General features: G+C 62.8%; 19 protein-coding genes. 10 read left to right on the top strand and 9 right to left on the bottom strand.

Annotation, left to right across the window (positions count from 1 at the left end; all coding sequences use genetic code 11):
• Positions 1-201: 201 nt before the first annotated feature.
• The 6 genes from B7G66_RS14605 to sucC all read right to left on the bottom strand — a co-directional run bounded on the left by B7G66_RS14605 (position 202) and on the right by sucC (position 5,409).
• The gene (locus B7G66_RS14605; protein ID WP_003618443.1) at positions 202-729 is read right to left on the bottom strand and encodes a 6-pyruvoyl trahydropterin synthase family protein; all 528 of its coding nucleotides are present in this window, start codon (positions 727-729) and stop codon (positions 202-204) included.
• The gene (gene queC, locus B7G66_RS14600) at positions 729-1,475 is read right to left on the bottom strand and encodes a 7-cyano-7-deazaguanine synthase QueC (protein ID WP_003618445.1); all 747 of its coding nucleotides are present in this window, start codon (positions 1,473-1,475) and stop codon (positions 729-731) included. Before queC ends, B7G66_RS14605 begins: the two co-directional genes overlap by 1 nt.
• 1 nt (position 1,476) lies before the next feature.
• A complete protein-coding gene (gene queE / locus B7G66_RS14595; protein ID WP_003618446.1) occupies positions 1,477-2,112 on the bottom strand; it encodes a 7-carboxy-7-deazaguanine synthase in 636 nt (211 codons plus the stop codon).
• Between the two features lie 56 nt (positions 2,113-2,168).
• Positions 2,169-3,161 (bottom strand): biotin synthase BioB, encoded by a 993-nt coding sequence (gene bioB / locus B7G66_RS14590; protein WP_371861395.1) that lies wholly within the window; start codon positions 3,159-3,161, stop codon positions 2,169-2,171.
• A 173-nt stretch (positions 3,162-3,334) separates the two neighbouring features.
• Positions 3,335-4,207 (bottom strand): succinate--CoA ligase subunit alpha, encoded by an 873-nt coding sequence (sucD, locus tag B7G66_RS14585; protein ID WP_003618449.1) that lies wholly within the window; start codon positions 4,205-4,207, stop codon positions 3,335-3,337.
• Positions 4,207-5,409 carry an ADP-forming succinate--CoA ligase subunit beta gene (sucC, locus tag B7G66_RS14580; RefSeq protein WP_003618452.1) on the bottom strand — a complete coding sequence of 401 codons (1,203 nt, stop codon included), beginning with the start codon at positions 5,407-5,409 and terminating at the stop codon, positions 4,207-4,209. Before sucC ends, sucD begins: the two co-directional genes overlap by 1 nt.
• 184 nt (positions 5,410-5,593) lie before the next feature.
• Here sucC and B7G66_RS14575 point away from each other — a divergent pair, with 184 nt between their 5' ends.
• The 10 genes from B7G66_RS14575 to mltG all read left to right on the top strand — a co-directional run bounded on the left by B7G66_RS14575 (position 5,594) and on the right by mltG (position 14,794).
• Positions 5,594-6,418 carry an acyl-ACP desaturase gene (locus B7G66_RS14575; RefSeq protein WP_003618454.1) on the top strand — a complete coding sequence of 275 codons (825 nt, stop codon included), beginning with the start codon at positions 5,594-5,596 and terminating at the stop codon, positions 6,416-6,418.
• 29 nt (positions 6,419-6,447) lie between these two features.
• The gene (locus tag B7G66_RS14570) at positions 6,448-7,344 is read left to right on the top strand and encodes a Dabb family protein (RefSeq protein WP_231106234.1); all 897 of its coding nucleotides are present in this window, start codon (positions 6,448-6,450) and stop codon (positions 7,342-7,344) included.
• 115 nt (positions 7,345-7,459) lie between these two features.
• Positions 7,460-8,221 (top strand): glycine betaine ABC transporter substrate-binding protein, encoded by a 762-nt coding sequence (locus B7G66_RS14565; RefSeq protein ID WP_003618459.1) that lies wholly within the window; start codon positions 7,460-7,462, stop codon positions 8,219-8,221.
• A gap of 7 nt (positions 8,222-8,228) precedes the next feature.
• The gene (locus B7G66_RS14560) at positions 8,229-9,488 is read left to right on the top strand and encodes a class I SAM-dependent methyltransferase (protein WP_048859331.1); all 1,260 of its coding nucleotides are present in this window, start codon (positions 8,229-8,231) and stop codon (positions 9,486-9,488) included.
• Entirely contained in the window at positions 9,488-10,015 is a 528-nt protein-coding gene (locus B7G66_RS14555; RefSeq protein WP_003618462.1) for a YdcF family protein, read from the top strand. The genes B7G66_RS14560 and B7G66_RS14555 overlap by 1 nt, the downstream gene beginning before the upstream one ends.
• A gap of 65 nt (positions 10,016-10,080) precedes the next feature.
• Positions 10,081-11,052 (top strand): ACP S-malonyltransferase, encoded by a 972-nt coding sequence (gene fabD, locus B7G66_RS14550; RefSeq protein WP_075632075.1) that lies wholly within the window; start codon positions 10,081-10,083, stop codon positions 11,050-11,052.
• Between the two features lie 71 nt (positions 11,053-11,123).
• Positions 11,124-11,885: a 3-oxoacyl-[acyl-carrier-protein] reductase gene (gene fabG / locus B7G66_RS14545; RefSeq protein WP_003618465.1), complete on the top strand. Its 762-nt coding sequence runs from the start codon at positions 11,124-11,126 to the stop codon at positions 11,883-11,885.
• A 269-nt stretch (positions 11,886-12,154) separates the two neighbouring features.
• On the top strand, positions 12,155-12,394 hold the full coding sequence (locus tag B7G66_RS14540; protein ID WP_003618476.1) for an acyl carrier protein: 240 nt from the start codon (positions 12,155-12,157) through the stop codon (positions 12,392-12,394).
• A gap of 72 nt (positions 12,395-12,466) precedes the next feature.
• Positions 12,467-13,753, top strand: a complete 1,287-nt coding sequence (fabF, locus tag B7G66_RS14535) for a beta-ketoacyl-ACP synthase II (RefSeq protein ID WP_003618478.1) — start codon at positions 12,467-12,469, stop codon at positions 13,751-13,753.
• 51 nt (positions 13,754-13,804) lie between these two features.
• Complete coding sequence (gene mltG / locus B7G66_RS14530; RefSeq protein ID WP_003618481.1) at positions 13,805-14,794, top strand: endolytic transglycosylase MltG; 990 nt, start codon at positions 13,805-13,807, stop codon at positions 14,792-14,794.
• Positions 14,795-14,922: 128 nt separating this feature from the next.
• On the opposite strand, the gene B7G66_RS14525 is transcribed toward mltG, so the two are convergent.
• The 3 genes from B7G66_RS14525 to B7G66_RS14515 all read right to left on the bottom strand — a co-directional run bounded on the left by B7G66_RS14525 (position 14,923) and on the right by B7G66_RS14515 (position 17,226).
• Positions 14,923-15,732, bottom strand: a complete 810-nt coding sequence (locus tag B7G66_RS14525) for a lipid-binding SYLF domain-containing protein (protein WP_040510522.1) — start codon at positions 15,730-15,732, stop codon at positions 14,923-14,925.
• Positions 15,733-15,854: 122 nt separating this feature from the next.
• Complete coding sequence (locus B7G66_RS14520) at positions 15,855-16,643, bottom strand: inositol monophosphatase family protein (RefSeq protein ID WP_048859330.1); 789 nt, start codon at positions 16,641-16,643, stop codon at positions 15,855-15,857.
• A 52-nt stretch (positions 16,644-16,695) separates the two neighbouring features.
• Positions 16,696-17,226: an MmcB family DNA repair protein gene (locus B7G66_RS14515; protein WP_231106233.1), complete on the bottom strand. Its 531-nt coding sequence runs from the start codon at positions 17,224-17,226 to the stop codon at positions 16,696-16,698.
• Between the last annotated feature and the right edge of the window lie 209 nt (positions 17,227-17,435).

Here is a 17,435-nt window from a genome sequence, read left to right as displayed (position 1 = left end):
CCTTTATAATTTCAGTATGTTATCAAGCCTGACTTTTCAAACAGTCTTTAAACGAAGAAACGACAGGATGCCATGCCTTGGCGGGAGGAGAAGCGTCACGGGAAATCAAGCATCCGCGTAGCTTCTGGGTTAAAAACGCAATGATATTATAATGTCGTATAAGAAAATATAATAATTCCAGTCAGTTGTCGTGAATTCTATTCAGGTGTCCGCAATGCTCATATCCGCGCGTCGCCACCAGCATTCCTGCGGTGGGCGGGGGGTGGGTAACATCAGCAGCGGATCACCAGCATAGCGCACGGTATTGGTTGGCGTTTCCTCAAGCACAATTTCCGCACAGGTCAGCAGATCCCCATCGGCATGCAGAAAGGCATTGAGCTTTGCCATCATCAGGCACGCCATCAACTCTGTCGTGGGATCACCGGGGGTGACGACAATCCGGCCTGCGCGTTCGGGTTCATGCGCGCGGAACCATGACAGCAGCGGATCGCCCTCGCCAAGCTGGAAGGCGTGGTCGAGGCTGTTATCGACAAAGGCATGCCATGTCCCCTTGGCACGGTGGAAGGGGACGACCATGTTCTGCGTCCCATCAAGGCGATCGGGACGGGTCGGGCGCAGGGTTACACGGACATATTCATTATGCCCATGGGGCAGGGTGCAACGCTCGCTTTCCCCCGACAGCAGCCGGTGCGCCATGCAGAAACGTCGGGTAAAGACCAGTTCAAGCATCAGATGTCATGGCCCTGTGTCATGGCCCTGAAACGTTCCCACCCCGCGCGTCGCAACTGGCAGGCGGGGCATGTGCCGCACCCATGCCCCCATGGATGCATGACCCCGCGTGTGCCGAGGTAGCAGCTATGGCTTTCACGATTGATCAACCCGACCAGCGCATCACCGCCCAGCTCCTGGGCCATCAGCCATGTCTGTGCCTTGTCGATCCACATCAGCGGCGTATGCAGCACCAGTCGGCTGGCCATGCCGAGGTTGAGTGTCACCTGCAATGCCTTGATCGTATCGTCGCGACAGTCGGGATAGCCTGAATAATCCGTCTCGCACACGCCGGTGACGATGTGGCGCGCGTTGCGGCGCGCGGCAAGAGCGGCGGCAAAGGTCAGGAAAATGATATTGCGTCCCGGCACGAATGTCGTGGGCAGCCCGTTTTCCCCCAACGTAATCTCGGCCTCGCGCGTCAGGGCCGTATCCGAGACCGCGCCCAGCGCGTCAAGCGAGAGCGTATGGTCCGGGCCAAGCCGCGCCGCCCATGCGGGGTCAAGCCGCGCCATCCCGTCACGCAGCGCCGCGCGGCAGGACAGTTCGACGCTGTGGCGCTGCCCGTAATCGAAGCCCAGCGTTTCGACATGCGCAAAGCGCGATAGCGCCCATGCCAGACAGGTTGCCGAATCCTGACCGCCCGAAAAGACGACAAGCGCGCTGTCACCCGAAGGCCCGGCGGCGGAAGTTGCGGGAATGGTCATGTCAGGGAATCCCGATCAGCTTGTGTGTCTGCAACGAAAGCCGCCATTGCGGATGCGCCATGCAATACTCCACGGCGTGGCTGGTATTGGACACACGTTCCGGGCCATCCATCGGTTGCAGCCAGAATTGTGCGAAATCCAGCCCAGCCACCTGTTCGGGCATCAGGTCAGGCTGTGGAAAGACCAGTTTGAGTTCATGCCCTGACGTCTGCACCAGGGGCGCCCCTGCCTTGGGGCTCATGCAGATCCAGTCGATCCCGTCGGGCGCGCGTATGGTCCCGTTGGTTTCCACGGCAATGAAAAACCCCCGCGCATGCATCGCCGCAACCAGCGCAGCATCCAGCTGTAGCAGGGGTTCTCCCCCCGTAAAGACGACAAAGGCGTCCCTGCGCGATGCGGCCGGCCATGCGGCGGCAATCGCATCGGCCAGCGACGCGGCATCGGCAAAACGCCCGCCTCCCATGCCATCCGTGCCGATAAAGTCTGTGTCACAGAACCGGCACGTCGCGTCGTCACGGTCAATTTCGCGGCCAGACCACAGGTTGCAGCCCGCAAAGCGGCAGAAGACAGCAGCCCGGCCGGCCTGGCTGCCTTCCCCCTGCAATGTGGGAAATATCTCCTTTACCGTATAGGACATGACGCGACGTGACCTTGTATGGACGCAGATGCAAGGAGGCGGGTGGACGGGGCCGTTCAGGCGCCGGATGTATGCATGCCCAGCCGTTGCAGCAGGCGCATGTCGCGGCTGGCGGCAGGGTTGGGCGTGGTCAACAGTTTCTCGCCATAAAAAATGGAGTTCGCCCCCGCGAGGAAACACAGCGTCTGTGCCTCGTCATTCATGTCCTCGCGTCCCGCGGCCAGACGGACACGGCTGGTGGGCATGGTGATGCGCGCGGCGGCGATGATGCGCACGAATTCGATGGGATCGACTGTATCGGTGTCCTTCGCCGCCAATGGCGTGCCCTCGACACGGACAAGCATGTTGATCGGCACGCTTTCGGGATGTCGCGGCATGCTCGCCAGTGTCGCGATCAGGCCCGCGCGGTCGTTTTCGTCCTCGCCCATGCCGACAATCCCGCCACAGCAGACATTGATGCCCGCATCGCGCACGTTCGACAACGTATCCAGACGGTCCTGATAGGTGCGGGTGCTGATGATCTCCCCATAATATTCAGGGGAGGTGTCGATGTTGTGGTTATAGTAATCCAGCCCCGCGTCACGCAGGCGGTGCGCCTGTGCATTGTCGAGCATCCCCAGCGTCACGCAGGTTTCCATGCCCAGGCTTTTCACGCCTTCGACCATGGCGCACACGGTTTCCAGATCATGTTCCTTGGGCGAACGCCATGCCGCCCCCATGCAGAAACGCGCAGCCCCCGCGTCACGCGCGGCGCGGGCTTCCTTCATGACGGTTTCCACGGCCATCAGGCGGCTGGCCTTGACGCCGCCATCCTCGTGCAGGGCGCTTTGCGGACAGTAGGCGCAGTCCTCGGGACAGCCGCCTGTCTTGATCGACAGCAGGGTGGAAATCTGCATTTCTGTCGGGTCGAAATGTTCGCGATGGACCGCCTGCGCGCGAAACAGCAGTTCAGGGAATGGCAGGGCAATCAGGGCTGCGACCTCGTCGCGGGTCCAGTCGGTCCTGATTGATGGCGGCGGCGGGACCGGCGTTGTGGTCGCATGCGGCATGGTGGCCGCGATAATGCCATCGGACATCTGGCGGGATCCTCGGACGGTTCAGGGGTTATGAAAAGCAGCATCTGCCATACAATGCCGTTCCTTGTCACGGACTGCGCGGCGGTGCCGGATATTTTTTGGCGTGTGGCCGGTGTGGGGGACGCCCATGCGTCCCCCGTGGGGTGTCAGCCCAGGATACGCGCCAGCGTGGTGCCCAGCTCTGCCGGGCTTGCGCTGATATGGATACCGGCCTCGCGCATGGCCTCGATCTTGGCGGCGGCGGTTTCGTGCCCCCCCGTGATGACCGCGCCCGCATGGCCCATCCGGCGGCCCGGTGGTGCGGTCGCCCCGGCGATGAAGCCGACGACCGGCTTTTTCGTGCCGCTTGCACGGATCAGTTCCGCGCCCTCGATTTCCGATGTGCCGCCGATTTCACCGATCATGACGATCGAATGGGTGTCGGGGTCCGCGATCAGGCGTTCCAGCACATCGGTGAAATCCATACCCTTGACCGGGTCGCCGCCAATGCCGACGCAGGTGCTCTGCCCCTGCCCGATGGCCGAGGTCTGGGCCACGGCTTCGTATGTCAGCGTGCCGGAGCGCGAGACGATGCCCACATGGCCACGGCGGTGGATGGGGCCGGGCATGATCCCGATCTTGCATTCACCGGGCGTGATGACACCGGGGCAGTTCGGGCCGACCAGCAGGCTTGATGAACGTTCCAGCGCCATGCGCACCCGCACCATGTCCAGGACGGGAATACCTTCGGTGATACACACGATCAGCGGGATTTCAGCCGCAATCGCCTCCAGTATCGCATCGGCCGCACCGGCGGGCGGCACATAGATGACCGAGGCGTCGGCGCCGGTTGCCTCGCGCGCCTGGGCCACCGTGTCGAATACCGGCAGGCCCAGATGGACTTCCCCGCCCTTGCCGGGCGTGACACCGCCAACCATGCGGGTGCCATAGGCGATGGCCTGTTCGGTATGGAACGTACCCTGTGCGCCGGTGAAGCCCTGTGTAATGACCTTGGTTGAACTGTTGACAAGAATGGACATCAGGCTGCTCCGGCGGTGCGAACGGCTGCGACGATCTTGCGGGCGGCATCGCCCAGGTCGTCGGCGGGAATGATGGTCAGGCCGGATTCGGCCAGAAGGGCGCGCCCGCGTTCGACGTTGGTGCCCGCAAGGCGCACCACCAGCGGCACGTTCAGGCCGGTGTCACGCGATGCGGCGATGATGGCCTCTGCGATCACGTCGCAGCGCATGATGCCGCCAAAGATGTTGACCAGGATACCGCGCACGTTGCGGTCCGACATCAGGATGCGAAAGGCCGCGGCCACGCGTTCCGTCGTCGCCCCGCCGCCGACATCAAGGAAGTTGGCAGGCGATTCGCCTTCCATCTTGATGATGTCCATCGTCGCCATCGCCAGGCCCGCGCCGTTGACCATGCAGCCGATAGATCCGTCGAGCCCGACATATGCCAGCCCGTGGCGCGCGGCCTCCCGCTCACGCGGGTCTTCCTCATCCTCGTCACGCAGTTCGGCAAGGTGGGGGTGGCGGTAAAGCGCGCTGTCATCAAAGGACATCTTGGCGTCGAGCGCCAGAAGGTCGCCCGATCCGGTGACGATCAGGGGGTTGATTTCCACGATGGCGGCATCAAGCCCGCAGAACGCGTCATAGGCGGCGCGCACGACATTTTGGAACGCGCGGATGGAACGTCCCGTCAGGTCGAGTTTCACCGCAAGGTCGCGCGACTGGTAATCGCAAAGGCCAAGGGCCGGGTCGATCACAGCCTTGAGGATACGTTCGGGGTGGGCTGCGGCGACTTCCTCGATCTCCATGCCGCCTTCGGACGACGCGACCACGGCGATGCGGCCATTGGCCCGGTCGACAAGGAGGGAGAGGTAGAGTTCACGCGCGATGTCACAACCCGATTCGATGTATACCTTGCGCACAATCCTGCCCTGCGGCCCGGTCTGTTTCGTGACCAGCGTGCGTTCCAGCATGGCGCGGGCCGCATGCCCGGCCTCTTCGGCCGTGCGTGCCAGGCGTACGCCCCCCCTGTCGTCCCCGGCGCCGGCGAAATGGCCCGCGCCACGGCCGCCTGCGTGGATCTGCGCCTTGACCACGGTCAGGGGCGCCGCAAGCTCGCGCGCGGCGCTGACCGCATCTTCGGCAGAGGTGGCGACACGACCGTCAGGCACGGGCATGCCGAACGAACGCAGCAGCGCCTTGGCCTGATATTCGTGAATGTTCATGTTGCGACCCAATCTGTCGTTTTTCTTGTTGTATGCGTAATGAGGCGTACACGATCCATGCGTGGTTTTACAACGATCCATGATACGCGGGCTTGGCGTAATGGCGAAACATGTGCCATGTCGTGCGGCGTAATGACATGTCCCGGTGGGGCTGACGGAGTTTATGCGAGAGTAACGGATTGCGATGAAACACTGGCGCATTGAACAGATGGACTGGGACGGGTTTGACCCGTCACTGGTAAATCCGGAGATCATTCCCCTCGTCAAGGCCGCGTCGGTGGTGGAGCGTAACGGAGTTGATTACGCCGCATATCTGAAAAACGTTTTTGCGGATGATCCCGATTTTCGCCAGGCGGCCGACAGGTGGGCGCATGAGGAGGTGCAGCATGGCGATGCGCTGGGCCGGTGGGCGATGCTGGCGGACCCGTCATGGGATTACATGCATGCCTTTGAACGCTACCGGGACTCGTATCGGCTGGATCTTGATGTCGATACCTCCATCCGGGGATCGCGCACAGGGGAACTGATCGCGCGATGTATGGTGGAGACGGGGACGTCTTCTTTTTATACCGCGCTGGCCGATGCAACGCAGGAGCCCGTGCTCAAGGCGGTGTGCAAGCAGATCGCCGCCGATGAATACCGTCATTTCAAGCTGTTTTATGACCATATGCACCGTTATCTGGAGCGCGAGAAGCTGGGTGTATGGCAGCGTGCGCGCATTGCGATTGGCCGTGTGGGCGAAAGCGAGGATGACGAACTTGCCTCCGCCTATCACACCACCAATGAAGCGCCGGGGCAGCCCTATGACCATCGTCGCTGTATTGCGGCGTATATGTCACGCGCGCTCAAGGTCTATCAGCCGCGCCATACCAACCGCGTGACGGGCATGATCCTCAAGACGATAGGTTGGGCCCCGCATGGAAGGCTTCATGCGGTCATTGCACGCGTGTTTTACTGGCTGCTGAAATTGCAGCAGAAAAGATTTGCCCGCATGGCGGAGGCCACCTGAGGCGCATGGCAAGAAGGGACTGGGACGGAATGACGGTAAGGTATCGGCGCATGGCGGAACGCGGGTCGGTGGCGGGCATGGCCCCGCGCCTTGTGCTGGGCGTGGTCCTGTCTGGCGCGATCCTGTCCGGCGGGGTTCCGGTGATCGCCCCCCTTGCGCAGGCCCACGCCGATGTGCCGGAGACTTCTGCCGCCGCGCATGCTCCTGTGACGCCTGTGCCGGGCGTATCTGTCCCTGTGGCGGCGCCTGAGGCTGTGGCTGCCACCGCTCCCGCTGCACAATCCGCAGGTGCCACAGCAGGCATGTCCGGTGGTGTGTCGGCTGGCGTATCTGCCCCGGCTGTCGCGGCACGGCCTGTGCCTGTGCCCGCGCCTGGGCCCGCCGTGCCGACCGGGCCCTTGCCCGTCGGTGGCCCCGCGGCCCCCGAACTGGGGGAAGAAGCACGGGCGGTGCGCCTGCAGGCGGCGCAGATCGGGCTGCGGGCCTTTACCGCGCCCGATTTCCATCCCGGCAAGGTCCGCCATATCGTGCTGATGCGCTTCTTGCCGACCATCACCGATGCCCAGCGCGCCGAAGTCGTGCGCAGGTTTATGGCGTTGGGGCAGGTATCGCGGCGTGACAATGGGCAGCAGGTCATCGCAGATATCGAGACCGGCGTGCAGATGAGTGGTGAGGGCGTGGATCAGGGCTTTGGGCAGGGGTTTGTCGTGACCTTCAATTCCGAAGGTGATCGCAATTACTATGTTGGAAAGCCGGTGGTCAGCGATCCTGCCTATTTCGATCCCGCGCACGAAGCGTTCAAGAAATTCGCCGCACCCTATATCATCGGGGTGCTGGTGTTCGATTATGCGCTGCCTGCGCATCAGGCGCAGCGCACGCGCCGCGCGGCGGTCATACGACCGGGCATGACGCAGCAGCAGGGATGAAGATGGCCTCCGGCCCGTGCGGGACGGGGGCTGACATATCGGGGTTCGGGAGTGTCGCGCGTGTGCCGATCATGTGCGCCCGTCAGGAACGCACCCGCCAGAATGGAGAATTCGCATGACATCGGTCACGCTTGGACACCTGGACGAAACACTGCACGAGGCCACGGCCGCCGCCGTCGCGCGTGTGCTCGAAGCCTATGAGCTGGAAATCGAATATGTTCCCGCCACGCATGAGGCGTTGATGGCGCACATGCGTAATGGCGATATCGACCTGTTTGTGTCCGCATGGCTGCCCGATGTGGATGCGGCCTATCTTGACCCGGCGCTGGGGATGGAACCGCTTGGCGATCTGTATCGGCCTGAATTCGGCTGGTACCTGCCCACGGCTGCCGCCATGGGCCTGACCTCCATCGCCGAACTGGCCGCGGATGGCCATGATGTAAACCGTGAAATCGTGGCGGCGCAGTCCGTTCTGGACCGGGTGCGCCAGGGCGTTGCGGCCTATAACCTGACGGAACATGGTTTTACCATTGCGGCCCGCCCCGATGCGGAGGCGATGCAGTATGCCGATCAGGCGATCAAGGCCGGCGAACCGGCGGTCATCGCCCTGTGGCAGCCGAATTTCCTGCATTATGGCAGCACCAGCCTGACGCCGCTGCTGGACCCCAAGGGCGCGCTGGGCACGGCGCAGACGGCGCGGATGCTGGTGCGCCGTGCGGTGCGGGCGGACCTTGACAGCGACATGCTCGACGAACTCGACGAACTGACGCTGGGTAACAAGGTGGTCAGCGCGCTTGACCACGCCATGCGGGTCGAGGATATGAGCGCAGATGCCGCCGCCGAAGCCTGGCAGCGCGGCAAGCTGCTGCCGCGCTGAGGGCGGGATGGACGTGACCGGCGGTGGCGATGCGCGTGACGGGGGGCTGGCGGCCCAGTACGAGGCCTATCCCTATCCCGAGCGTGACCCGCGGGACGAGACGCGGCGGCTGCTGATCGGCAGCCCCAGCCATCTGCGTGAAATCGACTACTGGGTGTTTGGTGCGACCCGCGCGCGTTCGCAGCCATTGCGTGCGCTGGTCGCGGGGTGTGGCACGGGGGATGGGGCCATCATGCTGGCCACCCACATGTCGCGTGATGAACGCCCGGGCGAGGTCGTGTGCGTCGATCGTTCGGAACACGCCCTGCGCATCGCGCGTGACCGCGCGCAGGCGCGTGGGCTGGACAATATCCGTTTCGTGCCGGGGGACCTGACGCATCTGGATGCGCTGGACCTTGGCCTGTTCGATTACATCGACTGCTGTGGGGTGCTGCATCATTTGCCGGACCCTGATGCGGTGCTGTCATGCCTTGCGCGGATGCTGGTGCCGGGGGGCGGCATGGGGCTTATGGTCTATGCGCCTTATGGCCGGACCGGCGTGTATATGCTGCAAGATGCATTGGCGCGCCTGGCCCCGTTGGAGGAAGCACCCGTGCGCAGGCTGGATGTGGCGCGGCGGGTCATGCGCCATCTGCCGACAACCGCATGGCTGCGCCAGAACACCAACTTTGGCGATCATCTGACGGGCGGGGATGCCGGGCTTTATGACCTGCTGCTCAATCCACGTGACAGGGCGTATGACGTCACGGCGCTGTTTGGCCTGCTGGACCGGGCGGGGCTGGCGGTTGCATGCCTGATGGAACCGCTGCGTTACGATCCGGCGCTGCTGCTGCCCGATCCGCGCCTGCGTGCGCGCCTGAAGGATATGTCCGAACGTCAGCGCGCCGCCGTGGCAGAGGACATCGCGGGCAACATGGCCACACATGTGGTGTATGTCACCCGTGCCGACACGCCGGTAACGCGCGCGGACCCGATGGCCGGTGATGCCGTGCCGGTAATGCGTGAAATCCCCGGTGTCGAGCTTGCGAAACAGATCGGGCCTGATGACCGGCTGCCTTTCGCGTTCGGCACGCTGGTGGTGCCTGTCGCGGTGCCGCCGCAGACGCGCGGACTGCTGCCGTTGATCGACGGGGAACGTACGGTGGGCGACCTTGCGGCCATCATGGAAACGCGCGGTATCTCTGCCGCGCGGTTTGCAACCATCTGGCGCACGATGTTTACCACCCTGTCCGGGCTGAACCGGGTCTTGTTGCGCGCCCCACGCTGATGGGGGCTGGCCGCCGCCTGCCGATTGTCATCTTCGGCGCGCGGGTCCGCCCGGATGGGACACCCTCGCGCACGTTGCGCCTGCGGGTGGAGGCGGCGGCGTCGTTCGCGCGCGATTGTGAAAATCCCCTGCTGATCCCGACAGGCGGCCCGCGTGACGGCCTGCCGTCGGAAGCACGGGTCATGGCCGGGCTGCTGCGTGAGCTTGGCGTGGCGGATGGGGACATCATGCCAGAGGAGACGGCGCGCGATACGCTGGACTCGGTGCTGGCATGTTCGCGGCTGTTGCGCGCAATCGGGCATGACGGGCCGGTGGCCGTCGCCAGCAGTGCCTATCACCTGCCGCGCTGCATGGTGTTGATGGCGCTTGCGCGGTGGCGTGTGGTGCGGGTTCCACCGCCACGGCATCCGGCCGCGCGTTCGGTGTCGCGACGATGGTTCTGGCGCTTGCGCGAAGGGGCGGCCCTGCCATGGGATGTGTTGCTGATGCTGGTGCGGCGGGCACGCGCGACATCACCTCATGATTGACAGGGGGGGCGTCGTGCCGCCATCACCGCAGGGATTTTTTGAACATTAAGCGGGACACGACAGCCATGCCTGTGCAAGCCTTTATTTTCCCCGGTCAGGGAAGCCAGTCCGTCGGGATGGGACGCGACCTTGCCGATGCGTTCGCGCCCGCGCGTGAAGTTTTCCAGGAAGTTGACGATGCGCTGGGCCAGCATCTGTCGAAACTGATGTTTGAAGGCCCGATCGAGGAGCTGACCCGCACGGAAAACACGCAGCCCGCGTTGATGGCGGTTTCTCTGGCCGTGCTGCGTGTGCTGGAGCGCGAGGGCGGTGTGGATCTGCGCACGCAGGTCGCGTTGGTGGCGGGGCATTCGCTGGGCGAATATTCCGCCCTGGCGGCGGTGGGGGCATTCGGCCTGACGCAGGCGGCACGCCTGCTGCGTGTGCGTGGGCAGGCCATGCAGAAGGCGGTTCCTGTGGGCAGGGGGGGCATGGCCGCGCTGATCGGCGTTGACCTTGAACAGGCCCGTGCCATCTGCGAGGAAGCCGCGGTTGTAAAGGAAGAAGGCCGGCCCGACCGGCACGAGGTGATCGAGATCGCCAATGACAATGGCGGCGGCCAGGTGGTCGTGGCGGGTGAGAGTGCAGCCATTGAACGCGCGATCGCCATTGCCAAGGCACGTAAGGTCAAGCGCGCGCTGGCGTTGCCGGTTTCCGCGCCCTTCCACTGCTCCCTGATGGAACCTGCGGCCGAGGCCATGCACGATGCGCTGGCGCGTGAGGATATCCGCCCCCCCGTCATCCCGGTCGTTGCCAACGTGACGGCGGCGAAGGTGACGGACCCCGCCACCATCCGCGACCTGCTGGTGCGGCAGGTCACGGGCACCGTACGCTGGCGTGAAAGTGTGGAGGCAATGGTTGCGATGGGCGTCGACAGTTTCGTGGAAATCGGCGCGGGGAAGGTCCTGTCTGGCCTTGTGCGGCGCATCAATGGCGATGTGGCGACATGTTCGGTCGGAACCCCCGCGGATGTCGAGGCTTTCCTGGCCGCGCGCTGAGGCGCACCAGTTGCGGCGGCCCGGCAGGTGCGCGGGCCGCCATCCCAATAGCAAGGAAAATGGCTGTTCATATGTTCAGGCTTGATGGAAAGGTGGCGCTTGTAACCGGGGCGTCGGGTGGAATCGGCAGTGCGATCGCACGTGCGCTGCATGGGCAGGGGGCGTGTGTTGTCCTGTCTGGCACGCGTGAACAGGTCCTGCGCGATGTCGCGGCGTCCATCGCGCGCGACGCAGGCACGGATGAAGGGCGGCTGCATGTCTGTACCGCCGACCTGTCGGATGCGGCGGCGGCGGATGTCCTGGTCGCCACGGCAGAGGAAAAAGCCGGTGCGCCGCTTGATATCCTTGTCAACAATGCCGGGCTGACACGCGATACGCTTGCGATTCGCATGAAGGACGAGGACTGGAGCCGCGTCATGGATGTGGACCTGTCGGCGCCGTTCCGCCTGTCGCGCGCGACGCTCAAGGGGATGCTGCGTCGCCGCAGCGGGCGTATCGTCAATATCGCCTCTGTCGTCGGGGTGACGGGCAATGCGGGGCAGGTGAACTATTCCGCCGCCAAGGCAGGCATGATCGGCATGAGCAAGTCCATGGCGCAGGAAGCCGGCGCGCGTGGCGTGACCGTCAATGTGGTGGCGCCGGGCTTCATCCAGACGGCGATGACCGATGTCCTGCCTGATGCGCAGAAGGAAAAGCTGGTTTCCGCGATTCCTCTGGGCCGGATGGGACAGCCCGATGATGTTGCCTCTGCGGTGGTGTACCTTGTATCACCACAGGCGGCCTGGGTGACGGGCGCTACGTTGCATGTCAATGGCGGCATGGCGATGTCCTGAGGCGGGATGTAGAGAATTTCGCTGGACACCGGGCCAGAAGTGGCAAAAAAGAAGGGTGAACGGGGCGGCGTATCCCCACAGGATGCGTCGCTGGCGCAAGGAAATGCGATGATCGCCTTGGCGGGGACACGCAAACCGTGCTAATCGCCCGCAGCTTCGTCCGAAGCGGGCCGGACGCTTTTCCCGCAGTTCCGGTTTGCGGGACGTTACCAGGACGAATGAGTTTCGAACCGCCCGTTTCTTCAGGGGCAGACAGGAAGCAGAGACAGATGAGCGAAATTGCCGATAAGGTTAAGAAGATCGTTGTCGAACACCTTGGTGTTGACGAAAGCAAGGTGACGCCGGACGCCTCTTTCATCGACGATCTGGGCGCCGACAGCCTGGACACCGTTGAACTGGTGATGGCGTTCGAGGAAGCCTTCAGCGTTGAGATCCCCGAAGATGCGGCGGAAAAGATCACGACCGTCAAGGACGCGATTGATTACATCGAGAAGCAGAAGGCCGCCTGAGCTGCGATTGCGGCTTTCATGGCTTGAGTAAAGAAACAGTCAGGTATTGTTGGATTCAGGGAGCAGGTCGGGTTGATACAGTCTGCCGGATTGGCGTCGAAGCAGCGACGCGTTGTTGTGACCGGTATGGGCATCGTCAGTCCGCTCGGGCTGGGGATTGAACATAACTGGTCACGTCTGGTGGCGGGGGAAAACGGCTTTGGCCACATTTCCGCGTTCGATCCGTCAGGATTGCCGGCGCATGTCGCAGGCGAGGTTCCGACCGGGCCCACCGAAGATAATTGCCTGACTCTTTCTGACTGGGTTCCTGTCAAGGACCAGAAAAAGATGGATCGCTTCATCCATCTGGGTCTGGTGGCAGCAACCGAGGCGGTCGAGGATTCGGGCTGGAAGCCTGAGTCCGAGGAAGACCGCTGCCGCACCGGTGTCATGATCGGCTCCGGGATTGGCGGTCTACAGACCATTTACGAGGCATCGGTCACGGTAAAGGAAGGTCGCGCGCGACGCCTGTCGCCCTTCTTCATTCCTTCCGCGCTGATTAACCTTGTGTCGGGGCATGTCTCCATCAAATACGGTTTCAAGGGGCCGAACCATTCCGTGGTGACGGCCTGCGCCACCGGTGTGCATGCGATCGGCGATGCCTCGCGCATGATCATGCTGGGCGATGCCGATGTCATGGTCGCGGGCGGCGCGGAAGCCGCCGTGTGTGAACTCGGCATCGCCGGATTCTGTTCCGCAAAGGCCCTGTCCACCCATTTCAACGACACCCCTGCCAAGGCATCCCGCCCGTGGGATCGCGACCGTGACGGGTTCGTCATGGGCGAAGGTGCGGGCATTGTCGTTCTGGAAGAATATGAACACGCCAAGGCACGTGGCGCAAAAATCTATGCCGAGGTCGTGGGATACGGGATGTCGGGCGACGCCCACCACATCACCGCGCCCGCAGCCGGCCATGATGGCGCGTTCCGCGCCATGCAGGGGGCATTGCGCAGTGCTGGCCTGACGCCTGCCGATATCCAGTATGTCAATGCACATGGCACCTCCACCATGGCAGATGATCTGGAGCTTGAGGCGGTTGAGCGCCTGTTTGGCGATGATGGGCGCAAGCTTGCGATGTCGTCCACCAAGTCGGCCATCGGGCATCTGCTGGGGGCGGCTGGCGCGGTGGAGGCGATTTATTCCATCCTTGCGATTCGCGATAACGTCGCGCCGCCCACGCTCAATCTTGACAACCCATCGCGTGAGAGTGTGATCGACCGCGTCGCGCATGAAGCGCAGGAACGTCGCATTGACACCATCCTGTCCAACAGTTTCGGCTTTGGCGGGACAAACGCCAGCATCATCCTGCGTGGTGTCTGACCACTGGGCCTGAAAAGCCCTGCCGGGCGGAGATGACGCGAAAGGGGTAACGTGCGTAAGGTTCTGGCCGGACTGGGTCTTGTTTTTCTTGTTCTGGTTCTGTCGGGGCTGGTGGGTATCGGGTTCGGGTCATGGGTATTCACCCGCCCTGGGCCGTTGCCTGATGCGCGTGTGGTTGTGGTGGCCAAAGGGGGCGAAGGCAGTGCCTATGCCTCGCTTCAGGCTGCGGGCCTCTTTCCCGATGATGCATGGACACATCCCGTCTTTCGTATTGCAGTACGCCTGACCCGTCCTGACGGGGCGCTGCATGCCGCCGAACTGACCTTTCCCGCCCATGCGTCGATGCAGCAGGTTCTGTTTGTATTGCGTCATGGCAGACCGGTCATTCATCGTCTGACCATTCCAGAGGGACGCTCGGCCCTGCAGATTGCAGCATTGCTGTCGGATGCGCCCGCGCTGGACGGGACGTTCATTCCCCCGGCGGAGGGGAGTGTGATGCCCCTGACCTATGATTATGAATGGGGGACGGGGCGTGCGGCCTTGCTGGAGCGTATGCAGCGCGCCATGAAGCGTGCGCTGGCCCATGCATGGGAAGGGCGCGTGCCCGATCCCGTCATTGCGGACCCGCAGGCGCTGCTGGTTCTGGCTTCCATGGTTGAACGCGAAACCGCCCTGCCTGAGGAACGGCCGATGGTGGCGCGTGTCTTTCTCAATCGCCTGCATCAGGGGATGCGGCTGCAATCGGACCCGACTGTGGTTTATGGCCTGAACCAGGGGGCAGGCCCATTGGGGCATGCATTGTCACATACGGATCTGATTACGCCCACGGCCTATAATACCTATGTCATACCGGGGTTGCCGCCCGGTCCCATATGTTCCCCCGGCGCTGCCGCGCTGGAGGCGGCGGCCCATCCGGCGGACGGGACGATGCTGTATTTTGTGGCCAATGGTCATGGCGGGCATGAGTTCGCCAGCAGCCTTGGCGACCATAACAGGCATGTCAGTGAATTCAGGGCGCATCAGATGTCAGGCAGGCCCTGAAGATTCTGGCCTGCGATGTCGTTGCAGGGCAACATATTGATATGATGTAAAATCAGGGATTTCATGGGCGCTGCCTTTCGACGAAGGCAGCGCCCATGAACGCCTGTTTTTGCCAATTGACCCGCTGCTTACTGGCTGGGTAGATCCTGGCTGTGGACCTGTCCTGCCTGTGCGGGTTGGGCGACGGGCTGGCTGGTGGTCGTGGTTGCGTTGGCGCCTGCGGGGACATTGGCCTGCGCTGTTGTCAGGACCTCGCTCAGCGCGCTGCGCAGGGGGTCGGCACCCGGATTGTTGACGCGCATGGAAATCACGATGTCTTCCGGCCCGACGATCTGGCTGTAATATGCCCGGTTGGCGGGGCTGTTGACCTTTAGCTTGGAGCCGCCAAGGGCTGCGCCCGCGAACAGGCCCTTTGATTTTTGTACGCCCATAATGTCGGTGTTATGCGATCCTGCCGTGCCACTTTCGATTCCCGAACCGGAGGATGCAAAGGATGTCCCTGCATCGGCCCCGAACTTGAATTGACTGTCGAGCAGCGATTGCACACCGTTATCGGTCATGACGAACATCATGATTTCGGCATCCTGCATGCCAAGTTGCAGGCCGAAATTAGCGGTTGCAATGGTATAGAACGCGGGGTCGGACCATGATCCACGCGCATCACGTGTCAGCAGGACACATCCACCGCTGCCGCCGCCAAAGGCGATGGACATGCGAAAGACGGACGGACATACGATCACGCCGCGTGCCTGTGCAAGGTAGCGGGTGATTTTGCTGGTGGATTTTGCCCCGGAAAAGATGTCCCGTACCGCCAGCGTGGCCCTATCGACAAGGTTCTGTTCCTTTTCCATGGTCGCGGTTGCGGCCATGGCGGCATTGCAGGGCAGCGCAAGCAGGGCTGCGGCCATTAAACTTTTGACGAAGAAACCGTTACGCACGCCTTGTGCTCCCTTTCGATCGTGCCGGACCGTGGCATGAACGGGCCTGTCCCACCCCATGATGGGACATGGCCCGCTTTCATGGCCGAATGATGGTTGGTTATGTCAATGTTCGACGCCCATCAATCCATGGATACGCCAACCGCGCGTGACAGTGCATCGGCAATATGCGGCGCCGCGGCAAGGATGGTCGCATCCCCTTCCAACCCGCCATCACGCAGGAACGGCGACACGCGCGCGCCCGCTTCCTCCAGCAGGACGAGGGCGGCGGCGACATCCCACAGGTTGATGCTCATCTCCAGATAGCCGTCCTGCCGCCCACATGCGACTTCGGCCAGGGCAATGGCCCCGGACCCGCCGGAACGTGGCATTGCGCCAAGGCCCAGGATGGCATCAATCTTCTGCTGGAACACACCGGGCCCGACGCGGTTGCTCCATCCCATCTCGATCAGGGAACTGGCGGTGTCCGATACGGGGGAAGCATGGATACGCCGCCCGTTCAGGAATGCCCCATGGCCACGTATCGCGGTATAGGTTTCCCCCAGGGCCGGGGCCTCGATAATGCCCGCGATGGGGGTGTCGCCGTCCATCAGGCCAAGGGAAATGCACCAGCGGTTGCGCCCGCGCGCGTAATTGGATGTCCCGTCAATCGGATCGACCACCCATCGCAGGCTGCCGGTGCGGGTGCGTCCCTCTTCTTCGCCCTGGAACCCATCCTCGGGAAACATCTCGCCAATCCGCTGGGAGATCAGGGCTTCCACTGCGCCATCGGTTTCAGTCAGCCAGTCCTGGGCAGCCTTCTGTGTGGCCTGCGGGCCGCCGGGGGCAGGGCGCATTTTCATCGCAAGGGCGGCGGCGTCGCGCACGACCGAACGGGCGGCTTCGAACCGGTAAAGAATGGGAGTGGACATGGGCTTTCCTTTCTTACTTTTACTGCGTTACCGCGCGGCAGTTTTGGACCTGTCATTCCGAACGTAGTGCCGTGTGTAGCACCGTGGCCAGTGCGGGGTCTTCCATCCGGTTCAGCCTCTGCGCCGCCAGCATGGCGAAACGGTGTGTTACGCTGCGCCGTCGTGCCGCCTGTAATGGGTGGTGCGGGGCGGGACGCATGATGGCGGCATCGGCAATCATATGCCTGAACCCAGCCATCATGGGGACATCGACGGTCATGATGCCGACATCCTGTGGCAGAACCTCTTGTGGGAAGGTCTGTGGCACCGCGAAATAGAATGCGTCGCACCACGGGCGATATTCCGGCCATTTCAGGTCGCCGCGGAAATCGGGCAATCCGGATTTGATCTCGATACAGGTGAACTGCCCGTTCGGGCTGAGGGCCATGACATCCGCGCGCCGCCGGTTTGGCAGGGGCATTTCGTGCAGCACCGCCCAGTCATGCTGTCCGCACAGATGGGCAATGGCGCGCCGGATCACGGGTTGTATGTCGGCGGTGGTCAAGGCTGGATCGGGCGCGCGCATGGGGGTGTCTGATGGCATGAAAGGCCCGCCCGGGAAACGGTGTGTAAATACAGAAAAGTTTTCGGTGTCAGGAAAGGCTTTTTCCCAAAGGCGCCTGAAGACATGGCCTTTTGAAATTATTGGGGACAATCCCACAAAAATTATTAATTTCAGCTGGGCCTTCCGTCTGTCGTTCTAAGAGAGTGTTTGAAAACAAGTCATTGATAAAAAACAAGAAAAGTTTTTGG

The organism is Novacetimonas hansenii JCM 7643, assembly GCF_000964405.1.
GTDB lineage: Bacteria > Pseudomonadota > Alphaproteobacteria > Acetobacterales > Acetobacteraceae > Novacetimonas > Novacetimonas hansenii.
This window is presented reverse-complemented; position numbering and strand designations above follow the sequence as displayed.